Here is a 22,886-nt window from a genome sequence, read left to right as displayed (position 1 = left end):
GGCGCAGCAGGGCGTAGTTCTCGATGGCCAGGTCGATCCCGTCGCGGATGTCCTTGCCGAACCACGGGTAGACCGGCCCGGTGTTCCCGCGGCCCATCATCACATCCACCCGCCCGTCGGCCAGGTGCTGCAGCATCGCGTAGTCCTCCGCGATCTTCACCGGGTCGTTGGTGGTGATCAGCGTGGTCGACGTCGACAACACGATCCGCTCCGTGCGCGCGGCGATGTAGCCGAGCATCGTGGTCGGCGAGGACGGCACGAACGGCGGGTTGTGGTGCTCACCCATCGCGAAGACGTCCAGACCGACCTCCTCGGCCTTCAGCGCGATGGCGACCATGGCCTTGATCCGCTCGCGCTCGGTCGGCGTACGGCCCGTGGTGGGGTCCGGCGTGACATCACCGACCGAAAAGATCCCGAACTGGGTGGGCGTTGCGGAGTGTTGCACGGGTGTCAAGGGGATGTCCTCGGACTCGACGGGCCTGGTCACACGACGCTATGACGCCGATTCGCCCCGAATGACTTGTCCGTGCACAGCTCTGTGACCCGGAGTGCACGGTGTGCCTCCGCACCGCCCGGCGACGTCGTCGGCGGCCGTGGGGTGGGGGCGGCCGCAGTCCGGATCAGCGGCTGATCAGCCGCTGATCAGTCGCTGAGGAACCCGGGACGCACGCGCCTGCCGTCCTACGCGGGTCGGCAGACGTCCGGCCCGGCGCACGTCACCGTGACCACGACCGCGGCCGGAGGGTGCGCCCGCGCAGGAAGCGGCGCACACGCGCCCGGGCTGCCGCCAAGGCCGGCAGGACCTGCGCGGCGGCCGGTGGCAGGTCCAGATCGTCGGTCACGGACACCTCGACGCCCCCGCTGTACAGGGACGACAGGTTGTAGAGGAAGGTGCCCAGCGTCGCCAGGCCCGTGCCCAGGACGACCTCCACGGTGACGACGCCGATCCCGATGGCCAGGACGGTGCCCAGGTCCGGCAGGACGTCCGGCGCCATGGCCTGCATAAGGATCCAGAGGACGACCGTGGTGGCGAGCGCCAGGATGCCGACCCCCGCGAGGAGCAGGAAGCTCGTCACCATCACCGACCAGGGGTCCCCCTCGGATATGCGCATCCGGATCGTCCGGGGTCCGAGGGCGGGGGACGCCGACGTGGGCCCGGCGCGCTCGGCGACGCCGGACTCCTGAGACTCCTGAGGCTGTTGAGGCTTTTGTGGCTCCTTTACCGGAACCGGCTGCTCCGTGGGGCGGAGAGGTGCGGGGGAGCCGTCCTCCGGGGAACCGTGTGCTCCGTCGCACCGCGTCACCGCCGCCTGCTCACCGGCGGTGGTCGGGGGCCTGCGCTTGGCTCGAAACATGCCTGTCTCCCTGACTGGCCCGGCGGCCTTCGCAGTGCCCTCCCGCAGCGAACGGGCCTCCGTCGACCGCCAGGCGGCCTCCGGGGCCTGCTGGTCCGTGCCTTCGACCGTATGGGCGACAGGGCGGCCCCGCACCCAGACAAGGTCCCCGGGACCGGCCCCGCACACCGGCGCGACGGCACGGGAACCGCCTCACGACGGGCCGGACCGCGCCTGCCGCGCGGGACCGGACCGCACCCGCGCGACACCGCCGAACGGGTGTACGGGCGCGTCGGCCGTACGACGGACACGTGCCCCGGACGGCGGAATCCCGTCAGGCGCGGTGACGGCCGGTGTGCCGGTGCCCCGGCCGACGTCCCGCTCAGCCCGTCCGCCGAGCGCCCTCGGACGTACGCGCCCTCCACTGGTCCCGGGTCATCCGCCAGATGACGTGGACTCCCGCCTCGCCGGGTGCGGCGGGCCCCTCGGGCGCCCGTACGCGTCCGGCCTCGGTGAAACCCAGGCGGGCGGCCACGGCCCCGCTGGCCGGGTTGGCGGCGTCGTGGTGGATCTCGATGCGGTCGATGTCCGCCAGCTGGAGGCCCTGGCGGACGAGCGCCCCGGCAGCCATCGTGGCGAGCCCCTGTCCCGTCCAGTCGTGGTGGAGCCAGTAGCCGATGTCGAGCCCGCCGGCACCGACGCGCCGGTGCAGACCGCAACTGCCGGTCACCACGCCGTCCACGGTGATCGCGTAGCCGAAGGCATGCCCGGTCTCCCACTCCTCGTGGGAGCGGGCCAGGAAGCCGGCGGTCTGCTGCCGGCCGGGGTCGGCCGCCCAGGGCATCCACGGCACGAGGTGGTCCAGGGACTCGGAGATGGCCCGGCTCAGGGCATCGAGATCGGTCGTCCGCCACCGGCGCAGTACGACCCGGTCGGAGGTGAGCGTTTCGGCAGGCTTGTCCATGCCGGGATGCTCTCGCAGTCCGGCTCGGAGCCACAACGCGATATGTCCGGGCCGCCGTTCGCGCGGGCGCGGCCCATGGAGGCGCCGGGGGAATCAACCGGTGAGGGGCGCATCCGCCGCCCGGCCGTGGTGTCCGAGGCCGGTACCGCACGGCGTGCGGGGCGGGCTGAGTCGTATGCGGGCGGCCGTCACCCCCGGACGACACGGCGTCGTCGCCCCTGGCGAAACCGCCTAGGCGTCCGGGCGGGTGCCGCGGGTGGCGCCCGCCGACGCGGCCACCACGCACAGCACCGCCAGCCACTGCGACCAGTGCAGCGACTCGCGCAGCACGACGAGGCCGACGAGCGCCGCCATCGCCGGTTCGAGGCTCATCAGGATGCCGAACACGCGCGGGGGGATCCTGCGCAGTGCTTCCAGATCCAGCGAGTACGGGATCACCGACGACAACAGCGCGACGCCGAGCCCGGCGAGCAGGATCCACGGCTGGATCAGCGCCGTACCGCTGTCGGCCACGCCGAACGGCACAGCCACCAGCGCCGCGACGGCCATGCCCAGCGCCAGGCCGTTGCCCTCCGTGGTGTGGCGGCCCAGTGCCGCGCCGAGCAGGATGTACAGGCCCCAGCACGTTCCCGCGGCGAGGGCGAACAGGAAGCCGACGGGGTCGAGGTCGCCGCGTCCCTCCATCAGCAGGACCACACCGCCTGCCGCGAGCAGGGCCCAGAACGCGTCCAGCCATCGCCGCGACCCGGCCAGCGCCACCACCAGCGGCCCGAGGAACTCCGTGGTCACCGCGATCCCCAGCGGAATCCGGGCCAGGGACAGGTAAAAGCACAGGTTCATCAGGCCGAGGACCACGCCGTAGCCGAGCACGACCGCCCAGGCGCGACGGCGCATGCGCGGCGACGGCCGCCACACCGCCACCAGCACCGCCGCGGCGAAGAAGAGCCGTAACGCGACGGTGCCGAAGCTGCCCACCGCGCTGAACAGGTGCTTGGCCAGTGCCGAGCCCACCTGCACGCTGACGATGCCGAGCATGACCAGCGCCGTCGGCGGGATCGCGCCGAAGCCACGTCCGGCCGACGCGGTGAGCGAGAACCGGGGGGACGTGCCGCGTTCCGCCGCGTCGACGTTCATCATGGCCACGCCGTGATTATCGACGGCCGGGCGCGACGCGGCACGTGAATTTCCCGGCCGCGCCCGTGTCCTCCTGGGCGGATGCCTTCGTGTAGCGGATGCCTTCGTGTAGGTGAGGACGACGTTCCCGTTGTCCTTGTGGGCCGAGTGACGGTGCCTGGTGACGTATGCCGGGTGACGCACGTCGGGCGACGCACGCAGGGTGAGCTCTCTCGTCGACGGCAAGCCGCACTTGACCTCGCTCACCGTGTCCCGACGTCGTACGGGGTGCCCTGGGAGCGGGCGCACGGTCAGCACCCGGGCACGGACGCCCGTCCGGCCACGCTCCTCCAGAAGTCCCGCATCAGCGGCGTCGGCGTCGGGTTCTCCATCGCCACCTGCGTGAGCAGGATCGCGACCGTGCCCGTGGCCGGGACGATGTGTGCCGTCGTGCCCGTGCCGCCCACCCAGCCGTAGCGGCCGGGGACGTTCCAGGGGTCGGCCGGGGTGACGTCGACCTGGCCGCCGTAGCCCCAGCCCTGGCCCTCCAGGAACAGCCTGGCGCGGGCGCGTTGCTCCGCGGTGAGGTGGTTGGTGGTCATGCGGCTGACCGAGGTGCGGGTCAGCAGGCGCCGGCCGTTGCCCTCGCCTCCGTGCAGCAGCATGCGGGCGAAGGCCAGCCAGTCGTCGGCCGTGGAGACGAGGCCCCCGCCGCCCGAGTGGAAGCGCGGCAGGCGGCTCCACAGCCCGTCGGGGGTGTCCGCCGGTTCCAGGGTTCCGTCCGGGGACGGGCCGTACGACGAGGTGAAGCGGTGCCGCTTCGCCTCCGGGACCTCGAAGGCCGTGTCCTGCATGCCCAGCGGCCCGAAGACGCGTTCCCCGAGGAAGTCGGGGAGCGGACGGCCCGACGCGCGGGCGACCAGGATGCCCTGGAGGTCGGAGGAGGTGCCGTACAGCCAGGCTTCCCCCGGGTGGTGCAGCATCGGCACCCGCGCGAGGAGGCCCAGCCAGGTGTCCGGGTCCGGCCAGTCCTGGAGGGCGCGGCCGTCCTTCTGCACCGTGAACAGGGACCGTACCGCCGGGAGGGAGAAGTCGTCGGGGAAGCCCCAGCCGGTGCGCGAGCTGAGCAGGTCCTCGACCGTGATCGGGCGGGCGGCCGGGACGACGTCGTCGACCGGGGCGTCGGGGGTGCGCACCACGTCCGGTTCCGCCAGTTCCGGCAGCCACCGCTCGACCGGGGCGTCCAGGGCGAGCCGCCCCTCCTCCACGAGCATCAGCACCGCCGCCGCGGTGACGGGCTTGGTGAGGGACGCGATCCGGAACAGCGAGTCCCGCGCCATCGGCGCCGTCCCGCCGGTGTCCAGCGAGCCCGCGGTCACCACCTCCACGTCGTCCCCGCGGGCGACCAGGCCGACGGCGCCCGGCACCTTCCCCTCGTCGACATACCGGTGCAGGGTGTCGCGCAGCGCGTTCATCGGTGGCCTTCCGCTCGGGTGGTCGTCCTGTGTACGACTCCGGAGCCGACGGGAAATCACCGCTCCACCACCGTGCCTGTTCGCGCCCCGGCACGCGCGCACCGGTACGCGGTTGTGCGGGAGAGCACGGCGGCGTCCGTGTGGTCACGCTTCGGCAGTGGTGCCGTGCTTCGCTGACGCGCCCGCCCGCGCGAGCAGATCGTGCTTGGCGCTTGGCGACCTGAGGCCACAGCCCGGAGGCCGCCTGCGTCGGGTTGCCCTGGCGATAGCCTGATCGTCGTGACGGCTGAGAAACAGGCGCTGGCCGGCGGGATGGCGAACGCGGGGGCGGTCTTCCGCCGGGGCGCGTTGGTCGAGCGCCCGGCCCCGCGCAACGCGCGCGCCCTGCATGCCTGTCTCGTCGCGCTGAAGGAGCACGGCTTCGACGCGGCGCCGACCCCCGTCGGTCTCACCGCGGACGGCCGTGAGCGGCTGACGTTCATCCCCGGCGACGTGGCCCTGCCGCCGTACCCGCACTGGGCGATGACGAACGCCGCCCTCGCATCGGTGGGAAGCCTGCTGCGGCGCCTGCACGAGGCCGGCGCGGCCGTAGCGGTGGACCCCCGTGCCGAGTGGCCCCGGGACCTGGCCGATCCGGAGGGGGGAACGGTGCTGTGCCACAACGACGTCTGCCCGGACAACGTCGTCTTCCGTGACGGCCGTGCCGCCGCCCTGATCGATTTCGACCTGGCGGCCCCGGGCCGGCCCCTGTGGGACATCGCCATGACCGCCCGCTACTGGGTGCCCATGCTCGATCCCGCATCGGCAGCCGCCGCCCACCCACCGGGGCTGGACGCGCCCGCACGGCTGCGCATCCTCGCCGACGGCTACGGTCTCCCGCGTAAGGAGCGCGCCGAGTTGCCCGGCGTCGTCGGGCAGGCCACGGAGGTCTGCCGGGCCCTCGTCGCCCGCCGCGTGGCCGACGGCGACCCCGTCTACCTCCGGGCGCTGGCCGAGCGCGGGGGCTGGGAACGCTGGGACCGTCTGCGGACCTGGCTGGCGGATCACCGCGAGACGTTCACGGCTGCCCTGCTGAACTGACCGGTCCGGACGTTCGAGGACACCTCACGGCGACCGGCCGCTGGACAGGGCGAGCCCGGCGCCCCGCTGCCCCGGTGACCGGCGGATTCGGTGCACCCCTGCCCGCGGGGCCAGGGGGTGGGGGAACTGGCGCTCGCCGAGGCGGCGTCCACTGATGCACAAGAGCACCAGTGCGCGCAGGAGACGCTGGGGATGCGAAGGAGCCCGATATGAGCGGCACGGCCACCCGTTACCTCTATCTCGTCCGGCACGGCGAGGCGACGCCCGACGAGAGCGGACTGACACCGGCCGGCCGGCGGCAGGCCGCACTGCTCGGCCGACGCCTCCGGGACATCCCCTTCACCACGGTTCACCACGGCCCGCTCACCCGGGCGGAACAGACCGCACAGCTGATCGGCGACCACCTCGGGAACGTCCCCCTGCACGTCTCGGAAGTCGCCGGTGACTACGTGCCCTACATACCGGAACGCGACGAACTCCCGGCCGACTCGGCGGATTTCTACCTCCGCTTCCTCGCCGCCGCCACCGAGGAGGAGCGCGAGCAGGGCCCCGCGCTCGCCCGCCGGGCGCTGGACCTGTTCACCGGGCCGGTGGACGGCGCCGAGGACCGGCACGAACTGGTCGTCACCCACAACTTCCTCGTCGCCTGGCTCGTCCGGGACGCCATGTACGCACCGAAGTGGCGCTGGCTCGGGCTCAACCACGGCAACGCCGCACTCACCGTGATCCGTTACGCGCCCGGCCGAGCCGCCTCCGTCCTCGTCTCCAACGACATGCGGCACCTGCCCGTCGAACTGCGCTGGACGGGATTTCCCCCCGAACTCCACATCTGAGGGCGCCCCGGCACGGCGGTGAGGAGCCGTCCAGGACCGTGATACTAATACCGGTATAAGTATTGGTTCGACGTGCTCCGTGGAGACGAACACATGGTGGAGATCAAGACCGATGCCGCACTGGACGCGATGCGGGAAGCCGGGCGTGTGGTGGCCCGCGCCCTGGCCGCCGTCCGGGAGGCGGCCGACGTGGGGGTGTCCCTGCGGGAACTGGACGAAGCGGCCCGGTCGGTTCTGGCCGAGGCCGGAGCCGACTCCCCGTTCCTCGGGTACCGGCCGTCCTTCGCCCCGGTCGCCTTCCCGGCCGTGATCTGCACGTCCGTCAACGACGCCGTGTCGCACGGCATCCCCACCGGCTACCGGCTGCGCGACGGCGACCTGGTGAGCGTCGACTGCGGCGCCCGACTCGACGGCTGGGCGGGCGACGCCGCCATCAGCTTCACCGTGGGAACGCCCCGCCCCGGCGACCTCGAACTGATCGACGCCACCCGGCAGGCCCTCGACGCCGGCATCGCCGCCGCGCGGGCGGGCGGCCGCATCGGCGACATCTCCCACGCCATCGACACCGTCGCCCGCGGGGCGGGCTGCGGCATGCCCGCCGACTTCGGCGGCCACGGCATCGGCCGCCAGATGCACGAAGACCCTCACGTCCCCAACCGCGGCCGCCCCGGCCGGGGCTTCCCCCTCCGCCACGGCCTGGTCCTCGCCATCGAACCCATGCTCATGGCCGGCGGGCGGAACACCTACCGCACCGATGCCGACGGCTGGACCCTGCGCACCGTCGACGGCAGCAGGGCCGCCCACTTCGAGCACACCGTCGCCATCACCGACCAGGGCCCCCGCGTCCTGACCCTGCCCTGACGTCCTGCGCGGCCACCGACCGCTGTGGACACCGCTCAGGCCGCCCGCCCCCGGCAGGCCGCCTTCGGTGACCACAACCGGCGGGACGCCGCTGTTCACCGCGAGCACCGCACGCCACGCACGGGCCAGGAGCCGGGGGTGACGGGCCCCGCCGGCGGATGCTCCCCGGTTTCCCCAGTCCCCGTAGCGCCATGCGCCCCGGTACATGCCGGCCAGGCCCCGGGGCCGCCGCACGAAGCGTCACATCAGAGGCAGTTCCCGTCCCTCGCGCAATGCTGCAAGCCGGGCCATTTGCTGACCCATGCCGCGTGCTCCGGCCAACGGCGTGCGGACGTGGGGCCAGACGGAGCGCACGAGGCTGATGTGCCGTGCCCCGCCGAGGGCCACCACGGGGTCGAGGTCCACGATGCCGCGCCCGGTTGCCTGTTCCAGAAGGACCTGGCTCGTCACCGCGTCGGCCGCGCCATGAGGTGTGTCGTACGGCTCGATGACGTCGTCGAGGTCGAGGAGCCCGTGGCGTGCGGAGAGAATGAGCAGCAGGTCAGGGTGGAGTGCGTCGGCCGCCTTGCGGCATGCCCGGTGGTAGGAGCCTACGTACATGTCCGCCGCGCGCGCGGGCAAGCCCAGTTTGCGGCTGCCGCACGGGATGACGACGAGTTGTGGCTTGAAGTAGTCGAGATGGTCGTTCGCGGTCATGCCTGTCGTCCTGCCTGTGCGTGTGAGGTGAGCGGTGCGGGTCGTGCGCGCCCGGCGTGTTCTGGTGCGGACCCGCCTGCCGGGCGGTCGAGCCGGGGGGATGGCTATGACGGAGCGGAGTTCGAGAAATCCCGCTCTCGTCGCCGGCGGCACGTCAGGCCACGCGCTGATCGGCGTCGGCCCGCACCGTCGGGGTCTCGGCCGGCGCCGAGTGGATCCCGAGGAAGCCGAGGAGCGCGCCGAAGGCCGTGATGCAGGCGGCGATGGCGAAGCTGAAGGCGTAGCCGTGCGCGGCGGCGGTCACCTGGTCGGCGCCCGCACGCCGCAGCACGGCGGCGTGGCCGGTGCCCAGTGAGACCAGGGCAGCCAGACCGATGGCACTGCCGATCTGCATGGACGCATTGTTCATGCTGGTGGCGATGCCCGCGTCCTCACCGGTGGCGCCGTCCACTCCGGCGACGGTGGATCCGACGAGGACGAGACCGCCTCCCAGCGGCACGAGGATCAGTCCGGGCAGTACGTCGGCCACGTAGGTGCCGTGGCTGCTCAGTCTGGCAAGAAGGAGGTAGCCGACCGTGGTGACCGCAAGCCCTCCTCCGTTCAGGGCTCGCAGACCGAAACGGGGAAGGAGGCGCGGTGCCATCACGGTGGCGCTGAAGAGAATGACCAACCCGAACGGTACGAAGGCGAGTCCGGTCGCCAGCGCGGAAAAGCGCAGTATGCGCTGGACATACAGGCTCAGTGAGAAGAAGAGGGTGGCGAAGCCGACGTAATAGCAGATGCGGACGACGTTGGCGATGCTCCGGTTACGTGAGCGCAGGAATGCGAGGGGCACCAGAGGCTGGGCCACGCGGGCCTCCACCAGCACGAAACCGATCAGGCAGAGCACACCGATCCCGACCCAGCCCAGGACGGAGAACGAGAGCCATGCGTGGCTGTCCTTCTCCAGGAGGCCGAACACGACCAGGAGCAGACCGAGGGTGACCGTCACGGCGCCGAGGACGTCAGGCCGACCGCGCTTGGTGGCCCGGCTTTCGGAGACGAGCTTGAGCGTGGCGAGAAAGGCGAACGCGGCGATGGGCAGGTTGATGAAGAAGATCCAACGCCAGGAGGCGATGGTGGTCAGGACGCCCGAGAGCACGACGCCCAGGGCCACACCGACTCCGGCCAGGCCGCTCCAGATGGCCATGGCCCGGGCCCTTTCCTGCCGCTGTGTGAACAGCAGCGTCACCAGGGACAGTGCCGCCGGGCTGACGAGTGCCGCACCGACGCCCTGTACGAAGCGGCTGGCGATCAGTACACCGGCTTGCTGGGCCAATCCGGCGCTCGCCGACGAAGCCGCGAAGATCGCCAAGCCGGTCAGGAAGAGGCGTCTGCGGCCGAGCAGATCACCCAGGCGCCCGCCGAGCATCAGCAGCCCACCGTAGGTGACGGTGTAGCCGTTGACGACCCAGGCCAGGCCCGTGGTCGTGAGGCCGAGATCGTGCTGGATGGGGGGCAGCGCGACATTGACCACGGTCACATCGAGGAGCAGCATCACCTGTACCAGGCAGATGATCCCGAGCGCCCGCCATCTGCGCGGATCCGGTTCGGGAAGGGGACTGATCGCAGTCATCACTGATCGCCTTCTGTTCGGTCGGGCCGCCGCCGTACCCCCGGACGCCGTGTCAGGAGGAAAGGTGGCAAGCCGGCCCGGCCCACGGACATTTCCTGAGCTGTTCAACTCGCGGGCGCCGGGTGTGCTTGGCCGCGGATAAGGACAACGAAGGCGCACATTCGGTCTTCGCCGCGGGCTCGTCGCCGACCCCGGTGCCGCTACCGGAGCGACGCCGAAGCGCCTCCGGATGCCGCCCCCTCCGGGGAGTGGCACCGGCACTCGTGGTGCGCCAGGCGGGCGGAGGGGTCAGCCCTCCGCCGGCCTCCGTGGGCGGAACCCCGGGTGCGCCCGATAGGCGCTGACGCTCGGCTCGCCCAGCACCCAGAAGCGCCAGGGGTACGAAGCGGCAGGACCGCCCACCCCCGTCCGCGGCCCGCGGCCGACCCGCGCGGACGAGACGCCCCCGGCGGGCTCCGCGAGAAACAACTCCGCCGTCCCGTCGCATGCCGACTGCCCGTCATGACGCAGATCGGCGATGCCCAAGGCACGGGCGAGGTTGGCCGGGCCGCGCGCCAGATCGCGCGCCCGCACCCCAGGCCCCCGGCGTTCTCGCGCGACGTCCGCTCCCTCCACGACGGTCCCGGCGCGGAGCAGCACCGAAGCGGGACGCCGCCCGGGTCCGCAGACGGCGTTCAGGCACCGGTGCACCGCGTGCGTCCGGTACACGTAGAAGGTCCCCGGGGTCCCGAACTCCGCTCGGTTGGTCCGGTTCGGGCCCCGGAACGCGTGCGAGGCCGGATCGTCCGGCCCCTCGTACGCCTCCACCTCGGTGATACGCACCGCCGTCACGTCGCCCTGCGAGCGCGAGACCACGAGAGCCCCCAACAGTTCGGGAGCCACCTCGAGGGCGGGCCGGTCGAAGAAGTGCTCGCGCAGGGCGGACTGCCCTGCCGACGCAGCCTCCGGTTCATCGAATGCCCGCAGCTGCTCGTGATCGGTCCCGGCCATGCCCGAAACCGTCCGGTTCTGTGCCAAGCCGCTGCCTCCTGTCGGGGTTCCGGGACGCCGGATCCGACGCCCCCACCGTCTCAGCGCTCTCCTCGCGTCGCCCCATGGCCCGGGAAACTGCCGTGACGCGCTCGGATACGGACCTTCGAGCCGGGCGCACACCATGCGAGGGGAGGGAGGAACACGCTTGCGGACGAGGTCGCATCTGACCGGGCTAGGGGCTCGTTCCACCGTCGGGATGAGCGCGAGCGGGACAGCCTGGTCCAGCGCCACCTATCCAGCGTCCCGAACGCCAGGACGCTCGACCGAGGCAGGGTCGTGCAGTCATCGCCGGCACTGCTCGTTCCAGGCCGTGTCCTCAGCGAGAGACGGTCTCGGTGCGGTAGAACTCGGCCGCGGTGACGCCGGCGGGAACGCCGAGTTCGGCGGCGACCGCGGTGATCGCCTTGTCGCCGACAGCGAGGTCGGCCTGGCCGTCCGTGGTGAAGTACGGCGCGATGAACGCGTCGTAGTGGGCCCGGGCTTCTTCCGCGGTCTGTCCGCCGAGGAACGTCTGCATGTGGCGCACCGTGGTGTCGGGGTCGTCGTGGATCACCTGAAGGGCGCGCCGGTGGGCTCGTACGACGGCATGGACCGCGGGGTCGTCCGGTGAGATGTAGGTGGGGTCGACGGCCACGCCCACGGTGGGGATCTGGAAGTGGTCGCCGACCCAGGCCAGCACGTTCCAGCCGTGTTCGGCGGCCACCGCCTCCGGTGCCATGGTGCTGCCGACGTAGGCGGCGTCGATGCTGCCGTCGTTGAGCCGGCGCAGGTCCATGCCGTAGTCGCCGGGCGAGCGGACGATGGTCTTCACGTCGCGGTCCGGGTCCAGGCCGGCCTTTCGCAGCACGATCCGGGCGAATGCGCCGGGCGGGGTGTGCGGGGCGTGGACCGCCAGCCGTCGCCCGGCGAGGTCGGACAGGGAGGTCAGGCCGGGGCGGGCCAGGAACCAGAACAGCGGGCGTTGGGTGTTGACACTGAGTGCGACCCACGGGGTGCCGTCGGTCAGTCGTGACAGCAGTGCCCGGCCGAGCCCGATGGTGGCGCAGCGGCGCAGCCGTTCCACGTCCCAGGTGCAGCCGTCGCGCAGCGCGACGTGGACACCCTCCTCGGCGTAGTAGTCCTGCTGGTCGGCGATGTAGGCGGCGAGTTCTTCGTGCAGGCCCCGTCCGACGTAGGCCAGGTCGATCGTGTGCATGAACGTCGTTCCTTGATCGTTTGAGGGCGGCCGAGTGTGCGGAGGTCGGCGGGTGTCAGTACATGGCCATGCCGCCGTTGACCGCGGCCGTGGTGCCGGTCATGAAGGAGTTGTCCTCGGAGGCGTAGAAGGCGACCGCTTGGGCGACGTCGGCCGGGTCGGCCAGGCGGCCCAGGGGGGTGGCGGCCACCTGCCGCTGCCTCGTCGCGTCGTCGAGCACGGCATCGGCGGTGCGGGACTCCACCGGGCCGGGAGAGACGACGTTGACCGTGATGCCCTGCGGGCCGAGTTCCTGGGCGAGATACCGGGCGAACTGCTCGAGTGCGGCCTTGGAGACGCCCAGCGCGATCATGCCCGCCCGAGGCACGCGGCTGAGTCCGGTGCCGATGTAGACGAGGCGTCCCCACCCTCGTTCGGTCATGTCGGGCAGTACGGCTTTGGTGACCGCGAACGCCGCGTGCATCTCGGCGTCGATCTTGCCGCCCAGTTCTTCCCACGTCATGTCCTGGAACGGCTTGACCGCATAGGGGATGAGCGCGTTGTGCACGAGCACGTCGACGCCGCCCCACGCCGCCTGGACCCGCCCGACCATACTCTCGACGGCCGTCTCCTCGCGCACGTCGGCCTGCACGGCCATGGCCTGGCCGCCCGCGGCCTCGATGTCGGCCACGACCTCCTCGGCCGCCTTGGTGTTGCTGAGGTAGTTGACCACCACGCGCATTCCTCGCGCGGCCAGAAGCCGCGCCGTGGCCGCGCCGATTCCGCTGCCGGCCCCCGTCACCAACGCCACCCTGCCGGTCGTCCCGGTCATGGGCCCACCTCCTGCTCGTCATCGCGGGCCGTCGGGATAACCGCCCGGGGTCGTTCGTCGTCGATGCCCTGGCCTGTCGGGCGGATCGCCCCGTACAGCACGGTGTCGACGGTCGCCCGCAGCAGATCGGCCGCGGTCCAGTCCAGATCGCGCGGCAGATCCGACATGAGCAGCCGCTCCAACGCGCCGCGGGTGATCTCACTCAGCAGCTCCGGCGGCGCCGGCAGCAAGCCCTGCCGGTGTCCCTCCCGGAACAACTCGTCGAGCCGCCGGTAGACCACCGCGTCCACACGCTGCTCCACGTACTGGCGCAGCATCGCGTCGCCCCGCCCGGTCGCGAGCTGAGGCGCGCCGATCCGCCCGAGCTCACCGCCCGCCGCGATTAGGAACCGCTGCACGCGCACAGCGAACGGCCGCCCTTCCGCCTCCTCGGTCGCCGCCTCCAACGTGCGCTCCACCGCGGCGAACTGGCGGTCCAGCACCGCGGCCAGCAGGCTGCGCTTGTCGGGGAAATGACGGTAGATCGTCTTCTTGCTCATCCCGAGCTCACGAGCGAGATCGTCCATGCTCACCCGCGCGAAACCCGACCCGAAGAACAGCCGGCCGGCCGCCTCCACGATCACGTCCGCACGCCGCTCGTCACTGGGGGAAACTGAAGAAACTTGATTAGTTTCCATGGTTCCCATCGTTGCCCTCGGTCTCTGCGCTGTCAAGGCGTGCCGCGCGGCCGCAGTGCCTGCCGTGCAAGCCCAGCCGGGGCGCGCTATCCGGTGGTGGCGAGCCCGATGAGCAGCAGGGCGATGTCGTCCGTCCGGGGCGCGGTCCGCCGTGCATGGTCGATCAGGGTCGTGGCGAGCCGGTCCATGGGCTGGACCGAGGCCCGGGCGAGCTGGGTGGCGAGCCCTGACATGGCGACGTCCATGTCGACCCCGGGAGTCTCGACGAGGCCGTCGGTGTACAGGGCGAGGACGGTGCCGGGGCTCAGCGGGATCTCGGTGGCGGGATAGTCCGCGAAGGGGTCGATGCCGAGCAGCACGCCGGGCCGGAGCGCAAGGACCTCGGCGTGGCCGTCCGGGCGGCGCAGAACGGGCGGGGGATGGCCGGCGGTGGCGAGGACGGCTCGGCGGTGTGCAAGGTCGAGATGGGCGTAGAGGCAACTGACGAAGCGGCCCGCGTCCATGGCGACCAGCTGGCGGTTGGCCTGGGCGAGGGCCTGGGACGGCGTGGCCCCCGAGGCGGCGTGCGAGCGGATGGCGGGGCGCACCCGGCCCATGAGCGCGGCGGCGTTGACGTTGTGGCCCTGGACGTCTCCGATGACCGCGGCGGCGGTGCTGTCGTCGACCCGGACCAGGTCGTAGAAGTCGCCGCCGATGTCCATGCCGCGGACGCTGGGCAGATAGCGGGCCGCCACATCCAGTCCGGGAAGGCTGGGCAGCGAGTCGGGGAGCAGGGCCGCCTGCAGGGTCTGGGCGAGTTCGTTGCTGGTGTCGTACAGGCGGGCCCGTTCCAGCGCCTGCGCGATCAGTCCCGCGAGCGCGATGAAGACGACCCGCTGCTGGTCGGGAAAGGGGTGGGGCCGGTCGAAGGCGAACACGCACGAGCCCACCGGACGCCCGGAGGCGATCAGCGGCAGGAACGCCCAGGCATGCAGACCCTTCTGGTGCGGGGCGGGCGGGTAGGCCCGGGACAGCTCGTCGAAGGAGGCGAAGAAGCTGGGCACGCCGGTGGCGAGGACCCGGACCACGGGTGCCGGGTGGGTGAGCGGCATGCCGTCGAAGTGTTCGAGCAGCGAGGGGTTGTAGCCGCTGCGGCCGATGACCCGCATTCTGCCGTCCTCGGCTGCGAGCAGGGCGACGGTCCGGGCTCCGAACGCCGGCAGCATCTCCTCGGTGACCAGATCGACCACGTCCGAGACGCCCACGGTTTCGGAGAGGGCGGCGGCCAGGTGCAGTACCCGGTAGACCTCGCCCAAGCGGATCGGCTCGCCCCGGAACGTCTCCGTCCTGGTGGGCGCCGGCTGCGAATCTCCGCCCGGACCGGTCGGCGCTATGCGGACGCTAACCCCCGAGTCGTCGGGGTAGAGCTCGAACGCGAGCCACTGGTCCGGTGGGCGCACGGCGGTGTAATGGCCGGGCTTCCGGCTGACCACGGTGGCGCGGAAGCGGTCCTCGAAGGCCGGGTCGGTGCACCAGGGCAAGGACTGCCAGGGACGCGTGCCGATCAGATCGTCTGGGCTGCTCGCGCCCAGCAGGGCGGCGGCGGTGGCGCTGACGTAGGTGAACCTGCCCTCGAGGTCGAGGGAGCAACTGCCCCAGGGCAGCCGCTCGACGAGGTCGGCCGCGGCACGCGCCTCGGCCGGCCCCCGCTTGCGGGCGGGCGGCTGCACCAGGGTGCGGGGTGCGGGTCCCGGACCGACGGCATGGCCGGTGCCGGCGGCGTCGCGCAGGAACCGTCCCAGACGCCGGCCGGCGGCACGGACCCGTTCAGGGCTCGGGCCGTCGGCACAGGGGGAGCCGGTGCCGGGCCAGAACAGCAGCAGGGCGCCCCAGACCGTGGTGCCGGTGAGGACCGGTGCCGCGGCCACCGCATGGTGGTAGGGCAGGGCGATCGCCGTGCGCGGGTAGCGACGGGCGAGCTCCTCCGGGTCGGCGAGCCAGACGAGCCGCCGCTCGCGCACCGCGTCGGTCACGGGAAAGCGGCTCGACAGCGGGACCCCGAACCAGGGCGCGAGATACTCCGCCGGCATCCCCGCGGTCACCTCCAGCCGCAGGGTCTGCCCGTCGGACGCCAGCAGGAAGACCGCTCCCGCGTGTACGCCCGTGTCGCGCACGGTGAGCTCCAGCAGCCGGTCCAGCTCGGCACGGCGCGGCGACCCGGCGGCGGGCGAAGGGGGGCGGGGCCCGTCGGGCTGCGCCGTGCCGCCTTCCCGCATGGCGCACATACCAGTACCGTACGTCCGCACCTGCCGACCCCGCGCGGAAGCCGCTGCCGATCGACCCCGCGCGGAAGCCGCTGCCGATCCCGGTCACGGACGCTGTTCCCCACGACGGTCTGCTCGTCCCGTGCGTCTCGGCGTTCGAGGACGAGGGCGAGTCCCTGGCCCGCGCCGATGCAGAGGGTGGCCACGCCGGTGCCGGTGCCGCGGCGGGCGAGCTGGTGAGCGCCGGAGGCGCCGAGGGGGTGGCCGAGCGCGATCGCGCCGCCCTGCGGGTTGAGGATCGCCGTGTCGAACTCGGGGCACTCGGCGAGGCAGCCGAGGACCTGGGCGGCGAAGGCGTCGTTCAGCTCCAGTACGTCGAGGGCGGCGAAGGCCCGGCCGGCTTCGGCCAGGGCCCGGTTGACGGCTTCGACGGGGGCGAGGCCGAAGTAGTCGGGGTCGATCGGGGACACTCCGGTCGCACAGACGTGGGCCGGCGGCTCGCGGCCGATGGCCCTCACGCCCTCCTCGTCGGCCGGCAGTTCATCCATACACATGGCCATCCCGCAGATCGGTGATATCGGCTGCGATCCCAGAATTGTGCTGCCGGCCTTTGTCGCACCGAACCGGTATTTCACGTCCTTGCGGGAATGAGATGGTGACGTGACAGGCGAGTCACCCCATACGCCACCAGCGCGAGCCCGAATACCTGGAGGGCCAGCCACCAGCCACCACGGAGCCTTTCCCCGTAGAGCGTGACACCGAGCGTCAGGCTCACCAGTGTGTCGCCGAGGGTCAGGGCCGGCTGGGAGGCGACCAGCGGTCCGGACTGCATGGCGTTCTCCAGCAGGAACAGGGCGCACACGCCGAGAGCGGCGAACGCATAGGTCTGCCATGCGGCGAAGAAGGCACTCATACCCTGGCGGCCGAGGACGACGGTCGAGGACTTCATGAGCGCGGCAGTGAGGGAGTAGGAGACGGCAGCGGCCGACCCCAGGCATGCGGCGCGGCCAGGGCCGTTGGGCAGCTTGACCGCGACGCTGCACAGCACTGCCACGGCGAGCAGGCAGCAGGTTCCCACCGCCGTCCACCGGGCCGCGGGAACCCGGAGAGTGCCACCGGTCGGCGCTGCCGCGAACAGCGCCAGGCCGAGGCCGACGGCGATACCGCCTACGGGCAGCCAGCCGGCCCTGGGCAACGGGCGCCCGAAGACGACGCTCGCGAGCAGCAGCACGAACGGCAACTCCAGCATGAAGAGCGGCTGCACGATCGCCAGCGCACCGGTGGCCAGCGCGGCGCCCTGGAAGATCGCCGAGAGGACGACCCCGCCTATGCCGAGCAGCCAGACCGGGGTGCGCAGCAGGTCCCACATGAGGCCGATGCGCAGAGCGTCGGACTGCGGGACGAGGGTGGCGGCCCGGCGCTGCATCACCGTTCCCAGAGCGTTGGTTGCAGCTGCGAGGAGAGCGAGGATCGGCGACAGCACGGTCAGCATCGTTGTCTCCTGTCGGCGAGCGCGTTGATCGATCGCTCCGTGTCGTTCAAGGCCCTGCGAGAAGATCTCCGCGCCCTCCGCTCCGGGGCTGTCCCGGACGCCGGGTCGGAGGGCTGTCCAGGGGAGCGCAATGCGTGGTGAGGACTCGCGCAGTACTGTGCCGACGGCTGTCTGCGCGATGTCGGCGATCTCGCCCGGATTCCTGGGTTTGCACGCTCCCTTGCGTGAACCCTCGCCGCCCGTCACTGCGGTCCCGTCGGACGTCGTTTCGGTGATTTCGACAGGCATATGCTGCCTGGCAGACTTCCGCATCCACCATCCCAGTTCCTCGGCGCCCCCGGCATACCGCAGATGGGTGATATCCGTCGAGAGCCGGAGGACCGCGCGCGGCGCCTGTCCCACGAACAAGGTATTTCATCGCCGGCGCTCGTTATCCCTCGCGGATTCCGTTGACCCCCGTCATTCAAGCATCGAGAGTCTTGCTTCCAAGCAGACGGGGGGACTGGGGAAATACTCATGAAGACATTCGTGCACCGGGGACAGATCACCAAGGTGGTGTTCGGCAGCGGTACGCGCAGCCGTATCCCCGAAGAGGCTGATGCCCTCGGATGCCGTCGGGTGCTCATCCTGTGCTCACCCGGTCAAGCGGGCCAGGCAGCGGAGGTACACGACCTACTGGGTACGGTGGCGGTGGGGACCTTCACGGAAGCTGCTCCGCACACCCCCGTCGAGGTCACGCGGAAGGCGGTCGCATACGCCAGGACCGTGGGAGCGGACTCGGTCCTCGCCATCGGCGGTGGCTCGACGATCGGCCTCGGCAAGGCGATCGCCCTGCGGACCGGGCTGCCACAGCTGGCGCTGCCCACCACGTACGCCGGCTCGGAGATGACGCCGATCCTCGGAGAGACCGAAGGGCGCCGGAAGACGACCCGCCGGCTGCCGGAAGTGCTGCCGAAGACCGTGGTGTACGACGTCGACCTGACGTTCACGTTTCCCGCGGCGGCATCGGTCGTCAGCGGCATCAACGCGATGGCGCACGCCGTGGAGGCCCTCTACGCACAGGACCGGGACCCGCTCGCCTTCCTGATGGCCGGTGAAGCGCTCGAATCCCTCATCCGCTCCCTCCCGGTCGTCGCACGACGTCCGGACGACCGCGAGGCGCGGGCCGACGCCCTGCACGGGGCGTGGCTGGCCGGCACGTGCCTGGGCACGGTGGGCATGGCCCTGCATCACAAGGTGTGCCATGTGCTGGGCGGCACGCTCGGGCTTCCGCACGCCGAAACCCATGCTGTCGTCCTGCCGCACGTGGTCGCCTACAACGCACCGGCGGCGCCCGAGGCCATGGCACGCATCGCGAAGGCGCTGTCGGCGGTTGATGCCGCCGGCGGTCTCTTCGACTTCGCGGGAAGGCTCGGCGTCCCCCGGGCACTGCGGGACCTCGGCATGCCGGAACCGGGCATCGAGCAGGCGGCCGAACTCATCGTGCGGGACGGCTACTGGAACCCGCGACCGGTCGAACGGACGGCGGTACGCGCCCTCCTGGCCCGCGCCTGGGCAGGGCAGCGGCCGTGCACATCAGCCGGCGACGGACATCCCCGGACCACGTCCGCGACCCACCACCCAACCACCACGGGAGCGCGTCATGCGTGATCTGACCAGCGACACCATCACCGAGGCCGTGATCTCGACCATGCGGAACACCAAGGACTCCCGCGTCGCCGAGATCCTGGAATCACTGGTGCGGCACCTGCACGCCTTCGTCCGCGACGTCGGACTGACGCAGGACGAATGGGCCCGGGGAGTCGACTTCCTGACGCGCACCGGGCAGACGTGCACCCCGACGCGTCAGGAGTTCATCCTGCTGTCCGACGTGCTCGGCGGCACCATGCTGGTCGACGCCCTGACCAACCGACGCCCCAGCCGGGCCACGCAGAACAGCGTGCTGGGCCCGTACTTCAGGGAGGACCGGCCGCAGCAGGCCGACGCCGCCGACATCTCCGGAGGTCTGCCCGGTACCCCGCTGTTCTTCGAGGGACGGGTCGTGGACCACGAGGGAGCGCCGGTCGCGGATGCGGCGGTGGACGTCTGGCACAGCGACTCGGACGGCCACTACGACATGGAGGTACCCGGCCTGGACGAGCCGGCCATGCGCGCGCTGTTCCGTACCGACGGGACAGGGCACTTCGGTTTCCGTTCCATTCGCCCGTCCAGCTACCCGATCCCCGGTGACGGCCCGGTCGGCGAACTCATGAGCGCGACCAGCAGGTCGCTCATGCGTCCCGCCCATGTGCACCTCCTGATCGAGGCTCCGGGATTCCAGCGCGTGACCACCATGCTCTTCCCCTCGGACGACCCGTACCTGGACACCGATCCGGTGTTCGGCGTCAGGCAGTCGCTGATCGAGCGCTACGACACGTACGCGGCCGACGCCGGGCCCTACCGGGGGACGACCGAGGTCCCGTACACCCTGCTGCGCCACACCTTCGTCCTCGAACCCCTCGTCACGGACTGATTCCCACGGCGCCACCACGACGAGAGCCGGTCATCCACCAGGACGGCCGACGCCGAACACTCCATCACACCGCGGGGTCCGGCCCCGCATTCACGGAGGTCCTCAGATGAGTGAAACCCTCGACAAGGTCTTCGGCTTCCGCGCCACGATGAGCCGACTCGCCACAGGCGTCAGCGTGATCACCACACGCTCGGGCAGCACGGCCATCGGCATGACGGCGAGCGCCGTCTCCGCGCTGTCCCTCGACCCGCTCCAGCTGATCGTGTGTATCGGCAACCAGCTGTACACGCGGACCGCGATCGCGGAGCACGGTCGCTTCGCCGTCAACGTCCTCGGCGAGGACAGCGAGCACCTCGCGCGGAACTTCGCCGTTTCCAAGCCGGACAAGTTCGCGGGTGTGGAGATCATCGACGACCACGGCGTGCCGGTGCTGAAGGACGCCATCGCGGCTGTCGTGTGCGACGTCGCCGCGGCACTGCCCGGCGGCGATCACACCATCTTCGTGGGCGACGTCCGTCACTTCGAACACCGGGTGGAAGGCCGGCCGCTGCTCCACTTCGGCGGAGACTTCGGCACGCTCATGCCGCCCTGCTAGCACTGGTGAGAGCGGCCCGACGAAGGCTGCCGTACCCCTGACCCGGACCACTACGGCCCCCGACGTCCGGCTCCTGCAGGCGAGCCACGGACGCCGGGGGCTCAGCTCGTCCCGACGACTCCACCGAAGGTGCCATGACCAGCTCCGTGCCGACCTTCAAGCTGCGTCCCGCGGACCAGCCCCCCCACCTGCTGACCCGCCCCCGGCTGCTGCGCCGGCTGGACGCGTCGGCCGAGCCCGTGGTGGTGGTCTCCGCGCCCGCCGGTGCCGGAAAGACGGTGCTCCTGACCGAGTGGGCGCGACGTCTCGCACCTCGTGGCGCGTGCGCTTGGCTCAGCCTGGACGCGTACGACAACGCCCCGGGCCGGCTCTGGGCCGGCATCCTGCGGGCGTTGCAGCACGTACGACCGGAACTGCCCGACCACCCCCGAAGCGGCGAGTGGACACTCGACGCGTGGCTCCAGGAGATCCTGCCGAGTCTCGTGACCGGACTGGACGGACAGGAACCGCTCGCGCTGATCCTCGACGGAGTGGAATCGATCACGGACGTCGACGCGGTCCGCGGCCTTTCGGACTTCCTGACAAGGCTTCCGCGGGGCCTTCGCGTCGTTCTGTCGACCCGTCACGTACCGGGTGGACCCGTACCGGCCCTGCGCGTTCGGGGCGCGGTCGCGGAACTCGACCAGCATGACCTGGCCTTCACCCCCGAGGAGGCGCACGCCGTGCTCACCGATCTGCTCGGGTCCGCTCCGGCCCCGGACACCGCGAGCGCGCTGTACGAGGCCACCGAGGGGTGGGCGGCGGGAGTGTGCATCATGGGCCGCACCCTCGCCCGCTCGCCGGACGACGCCGATACGAAGGCAGGCCTGGCCCGTGGCAGGCGAGCGGTCACCGAGTACCTGGCCGCCGAAGTGCTCCACCGGCTCACCACCCAACAGCGCCGGTTCCTGCTCCGCACCAGTGTGCTCGACGAGCTGAGCGCCGGGCCGTGCCGGGCCCTCGCCGGGGACCGGGCGGGCGTACTGCTGCGTGAGCTCGCACGGACCGTCCAACTGCTCGTACCCGTCGCCGCGGAGCCCTCGGCATACCGGCGTCACCGCGCACTGTCCGCGCTGCTCCGCGACCTCCTCGGAGCCGAAGGGCCGGAGACCGCCGTACCGTTGCACCGGTCGGCGGCTCGGTGGTACTCACGGCATGGCGAGACGACCGCGGCCGTACGGCACTGGGTGCGGGGCGGTGACGAGGCCGCCGCCGTCGCGGCGGTACTCCAGGACTGGGAACAGGCGATCTCGGCAGGCCGCAGCCGGGACGTCGCGCAATGGCTCGACCTCTTGCCGCCCCGCACGGTCGCCGCCGACGCGAGACTGTGCGTGGTGGCGGCGATGGCGGCCCTGTCGAGGGGCGCTCCGGAAACGGCCCGGCGCTGGCTGGACGTGGTCCGGCTCAGGGAGCCGGGAGCGGAGACGGTCGGCGAGGGCAGCACGGTGTCTGATGCGGCAGCCGTCGCCCAGGCCGTGGCCTGCTGGCTCCAGGGGGAGATCCTGACCGGCGACCGCCTCGCCGAAACCGTCTTCGCCGGCACCGTCCCGCTGACTTCCTGGCGTGCCCTGGCCTGTACGGCCCGCGGTACCGCTCTGCTGTGGACCTCGCGGTACGAGGAGGCCGAGGCGCTGCTCGGCGAGGCGACCCGTGACGCGCATGCCGCCGGGCACGGCCTGACGCTCGTCCGCGCGCTGGGTCTGCGGGCGCTGTGCGCCCTGCTGGCCGGACGCCATGGGCAGGCGCGCACGCTGAGCGACGAAGCCCTGGACGCGGCCGGCGTGGCCGGCCTGCGGCGGCACTTCGTCGCGGCGCCCGCCTACATCGGCAGGGCCGGCCTGCTCCTCGACGAGGGACGGGCCGACGAGGCCGAACGGACCCTGGCCGACGCGGAAGCGGCGCTGGCGGACCCGTCCGGGACCGGCAGCGAACCCCAGATGCACGCCTGGTACCACGTCACACGTGCACGACTTGCCGCTGCTCAGCACGACACGGCCGCCGCGGGGGAGGCCCGTGCGGCGGCCGAGCGGGCAGCGGCCCGGTGCGAGTCACCAGGAGCACTGGCGAAACTGCTCGGGCAGGTCGTCGAGGACACCGTCGTGCCGCTGGTCGTGTCCGGCCCCCGAGAGCTGTCGTTCGGGGAGCGCCGGGTGCTCCGCGCCCTGTGCGGTCCGCTGACACTGCGTGAGATCGCCGCCGAGTTCTACGTGTCCCACAACACCGTCAAGACACAGGTACGGGCGATCTTCCGCAAACTCGGCGCACACGACCGGAGCGCAGCGGTCGCCAGGGCCCGGGAGTGGGGCATGCTCTGACCCG

At 71.7% G+C, this 22,886-nt stretch carries 20 protein-coding genes and 1 pseudogene; 7 read left to right on the top strand and 14 right to left on the bottom strand.

Features of this window, described 5'->3' with window-relative positions; all coding sequences use genetic code 11:
• The 5 genes from AB0947_RS37820 to AB0947_RS37800 form a co-directional block, all read right to left on the bottom strand.
• On the bottom strand, positions 1 to 445 hold a 445-nt coding region (locus AB0947_RS37820), incomplete at its 3' end, for an LLM class flavin-dependent oxidoreductase (RefSeq protein ID WP_366754920.1).
• 271 nt (positions 446 to 716) lie between these two features.
• On the bottom strand, positions 717 to 1,355 hold the full coding sequence (locus AB0947_RS37815; RefSeq protein ID WP_366754916.1) for a DUF3566 domain-containing protein: 639 nt from the start codon (positions 1,353 to 1,355) through the stop codon (positions 717 to 719).
• 361 nt (positions 1,356 to 1,716) lie between these two features.
• The gene (locus tag AB0947_RS37810) at positions 1,717 to 2,298 is read right to left on the bottom strand and encodes a GNAT family protein (RefSeq protein WP_366754915.1); all 582 of its coding nucleotides are present in this window, start codon (positions 2,296 to 2,298) and stop codon (positions 1,717 to 1,719) included.
• 231 nt (positions 2,299 to 2,529) lie between these two features.
• Positions 2,530 to 3,435, bottom strand: a complete 906-nt coding sequence (locus AB0947_RS37805) for a DMT family transporter (protein WP_366754919.1) — start codon at positions 3,433 to 3,435, stop codon at positions 2,530 to 2,532.
• 287 nt (positions 3,436 to 3,722) lie between these two features.
• A complete protein-coding gene (locus tag AB0947_RS37800) occupies positions 3,723 to 4,886 on the bottom strand; it encodes a serine hydrolase domain-containing protein (RefSeq protein ID WP_366754914.1) in 1,164 nt (387 codons plus the stop codon).
• A 279-nt stretch (positions 4,887 to 5,165) separates the two neighbouring features.
• Between AB0947_RS37800 and AB0947_RS37795 the strand changes: the two genes are divergently transcribed.
• From AB0947_RS37795 to map, 3 genes are all read left to right on the top strand, one after another.
• Entirely contained in the window at positions 5,166 to 5,966 is an 801-nt protein-coding gene (locus AB0947_RS37795) for a phosphotransferase (protein ID WP_366754913.1), read from the top strand.
• 209 nt (positions 5,967 to 6,175) lie between these two features.
• Entirely contained in the window at positions 6,176 to 6,799 is a 624-nt protein-coding gene (locus AB0947_RS37790; protein ID WP_366754912.1) for a histidine phosphatase family protein, read from the top strand.
• Between the two features lie 93 nt (positions 6,800 to 6,892).
• A complete protein-coding gene (gene map / locus AB0947_RS37785) occupies positions 6,893 to 7,660 on the top strand; it encodes a type I methionyl aminopeptidase (RefSeq protein ID WP_366754911.1) in 768 nt (255 codons plus the stop codon).
• 240 nt (positions 7,661 to 7,900) lie between these two features.
• On the opposite strand, the gene AB0947_RS37780 is transcribed toward map, so the two are convergent.
• From AB0947_RS37780 to AB0947_RS37740, 9 genes and pseudogenes are all read right to left on the bottom strand, one after another.
• Complete coding sequence (locus tag AB0947_RS37780) at positions 7,901 to 8,356, bottom strand: DUF6884 domain-containing protein (protein ID WP_366754910.1); 456 nt, start codon at positions 8,354 to 8,356, stop codon at positions 7,901 to 7,903.
• Between the two features lie 154 nt (positions 8,357 to 8,510).
• Positions 8,511 to 9,971 carry an MFS transporter gene (locus AB0947_RS37775; RefSeq protein ID WP_366754909.1) on the bottom strand — a complete coding sequence of 487 codons (1,461 nt, stop codon included), beginning with the start codon at positions 9,969 to 9,971 and terminating at the stop codon, positions 8,511 to 8,513.
• Between the two features lie 288 nt (positions 9,972 to 10,259).
• On the bottom strand, positions 10,260 to 10,961 hold the full coding sequence (locus AB0947_RS37770; protein ID WP_366754908.1) for a DNA-3-methyladenine glycosylase: 702 nt from the start codon (positions 10,959 to 10,961) through the stop codon (positions 10,260 to 10,262).
• Between the two features lie 358 nt (positions 10,962 to 11,319).
• Complete coding sequence (locus AB0947_RS37765; RefSeq protein ID WP_366754907.1) at positions 11,320 to 12,198, bottom strand: ABC transporter substrate-binding protein; 879 nt, start codon at positions 12,196 to 12,198, stop codon at positions 11,320 to 11,322.
• A gap of 55 nt (positions 12,199 to 12,253) precedes the next feature.
• Entirely contained in the window at positions 12,254 to 13,009 is a 756-nt protein-coding gene (locus AB0947_RS37760) for an SDR family oxidoreductase (RefSeq protein WP_366754906.1), read from the bottom strand.
• Positions 13,006 to 13,686: a TetR/AcrR family transcriptional regulator gene (locus AB0947_RS37755; RefSeq protein WP_366754905.1), complete on the bottom strand. Its 681-nt coding sequence runs from the start codon at positions 13,684 to 13,686 to the stop codon at positions 13,006 to 13,008. The genes AB0947_RS37760 and AB0947_RS37755 overlap by 4 nt, the downstream gene beginning before the upstream one ends.
• A gap of 86 nt (positions 13,687 to 13,772) precedes the next feature.
• Positions 13,773 to 15,839, bottom strand: a complete 2,067-nt coding sequence (locus AB0947_RS37750; RefSeq protein WP_366754904.1) for a SpoIIE family protein phosphatase — start codon at positions 15,837 to 15,839, stop codon at positions 13,773 to 13,775.
• Positions 15,840 to 16,081: 242 nt separating this feature from the next.
• A pseudogene (locus AB0947_RS37745) lies at positions 16,082 to 16,459 on the bottom strand (3-oxoadipyl-CoA thiolase); the annotation flags it as partial.
• A 101-nt stretch (positions 16,460 to 16,560) separates the two neighbouring features.
• Positions 16,561 to 17,823, bottom strand: coding sequence for a DMT family transporter (locus AB0947_RS37740; protein WP_366754903.1), 1,263 nt, complete (start codon positions 17,821 to 17,823; stop codon positions 16,561 to 16,563).
• A 114-nt stretch (positions 17,824 to 17,937) separates the two neighbouring features.
• On the opposite strand from AB0947_RS37740, the gene AB0947_RS37735 reads away from it, so the two are divergent.
• The 4 genes from AB0947_RS37735 (at position 17,938) to AB0947_RS37720 (ending at position 22,882) form a co-directional block, all read left to right on the top strand.
• Positions 17,938 to 19,071 (top strand): maleylacetate reductase, encoded by a 1,134-nt coding sequence (locus AB0947_RS37735; protein WP_366754902.1) that lies wholly within the window; start codon positions 17,938 to 17,940, stop codon positions 19,069 to 19,071.
• The gene (locus AB0947_RS37730; protein ID WP_366754901.1) at positions 19,064 to 19,933 is read left to right on the top strand and encodes a dioxygenase; all 870 of its coding nucleotides are present in this window, start codon (positions 19,064 to 19,066) and stop codon (positions 19,931 to 19,933) included. The genes AB0947_RS37735 and AB0947_RS37730 overlap by 8 nt, the downstream gene beginning before the upstream one ends.
• Before the next feature lie 106 nt (positions 19,934 to 20,039).
• Positions 20,040 to 20,528 carry a flavin reductase family protein gene (locus tag AB0947_RS37725; protein WP_366754900.1) on the top strand — a complete coding sequence of 163 codons (489 nt, stop codon included), beginning with the start codon at positions 20,040 to 20,042 and terminating at the stop codon, positions 20,526 to 20,528.
• Between the two features lie 134 nt (positions 20,529 to 20,662).
• Positions 20,663 to 22,882 carry a LuxR C-terminal-related transcriptional regulator gene (locus AB0947_RS37720; protein WP_366754899.1) on the top strand — a complete coding sequence of 740 codons (2,220 nt, stop codon included), beginning with the start codon at positions 20,663 to 20,665 and terminating at the stop codon, positions 22,880 to 22,882.
• The last annotated feature ends 4 nt before the right edge of the window (positions 22,883 to 22,886 follow it).

The sequence above is a fragment of the Streptomyces sp. NPDC047841 genome, assembly GCF_040704085.1.
GTDB classification, from domain to species: Bacteria; Actinomycetota; Actinomycetes; order Streptomycetales; family Streptomycetaceae; genus Streptomyces; species Streptomyces argyrophylli.
The sequence above is the reverse complement of the archived record's forward strand: the minus strand, read 5'-3'. Positions and strand labels throughout refer to the sequence as shown.

What these genes read in the sequence shown, in the direction of transcription:
- AB0947_RS37815 (WP_366754916.1), bottom strand. Translation starts at nt 1,355, where the DNA reads ATGTTTCGAGCCAAGCGCAGGCCCCCGACCACCGCCGGTGAGCAGGCG.
- AB0947_RS37810 (WP_366754915.1), bottom strand. Translation starts at nt 2,298, where the DNA reads ATGGACAAGCCTGCCGAAACGCTCACCTCCGACCGGGTCGTACTGCGC.
- AB0947_RS37805 (WP_366754919.1), bottom strand. Translation starts at nt 3,435, where the DNA reads ATGATGAACGTCGACGCGGCGGAACGCGGCACGTCCCCCCGGTTCTCG.
- AB0947_RS37800 (WP_366754914.1), bottom strand. Translation starts at nt 4,886, where the DNA reads ATGAACGCGCTGCGCGACACCCTGCACCGGTATGTCGACGAGGGGAAG.
- AB0947_RS37790 (WP_366754912.1), top strand. Translation starts at nt 6,176, where the DNA reads ATGAGCGGCACGGCCACCCGTTACCTCTATCTCGTCCGGCACGGCGAG.
- map (WP_366754911.1), top strand. Translation starts at nt 6,893, where the DNA reads ATGGTGGAGATCAAGACCGATGCCGCACTGGACGCGATGCGGGAAGCC.
- AB0947_RS37780 (WP_366754910.1), bottom strand. Translation starts at nt 8,356, where the DNA reads ATGACCGCGAACGACCATCTCGACTACTTCAAGCCACAACTCGTCGTC.
- AB0947_RS37775 (WP_366754909.1), bottom strand. Translation starts at nt 9,971, where the DNA reads ATGACTGCGATCAGTCCCCTTCCCGAACCGGATCCGCGCAGATGGCGG.
- AB0947_RS37770 (WP_366754908.1), bottom strand. Translation starts at nt 10,961, where the DNA reads ATGGCCGGGACCGATCACGAGCAGCTGCGGGCATTCGATGAACCGGAG.
- AB0947_RS37765 (WP_366754907.1), bottom strand. Translation starts at nt 12,198, where the DNA reads ATGCACACGATCGACCTGGCCTACGTCGGACGGGGCCTGCACGAAGAA.
- AB0947_RS37760 (WP_366754906.1), bottom strand. Translation starts at nt 13,009, where the DNA reads ATGACCGGGACGACCGGCAGGGTGGCGTTGGTGACGGGGGCCGGCAGC.
- AB0947_RS37755 (WP_366754905.1), bottom strand. Translation starts at nt 13,686, where the DNA reads ATGGAAACTAATCAAGTTTCTTCAGTTTCCCCCAGTGACGAGCGGCGT.
- AB0947_RS37735 (WP_366754902.1), top strand. Translation starts at nt 17,938, where the DNA reads ATGAAGACATTCGTGCACCGGGGACAGATCACCAAGGTGGTGTTCGGC.
- AB0947_RS37730 (WP_366754901.1), top strand. Translation starts at nt 19,064, where the DNA reads ATGCGTGATCTGACCAGCGACACCATCACCGAGGCCGTGATCTCGACC.
- AB0947_RS37725 (WP_366754900.1), top strand. Translation starts at nt 20,040, where the DNA reads ATGAGTGAAACCCTCGACAAGGTCTTCGGCTTCCGCGCCACGATGAGC.
- AB0947_RS37720 (WP_366754899.1), top strand. Translation starts at nt 20,663, where the DNA reads ATGACCAGCTCCGTGCCGACCTTCAAGCTGCGTCCCGCGGACCAGCCC.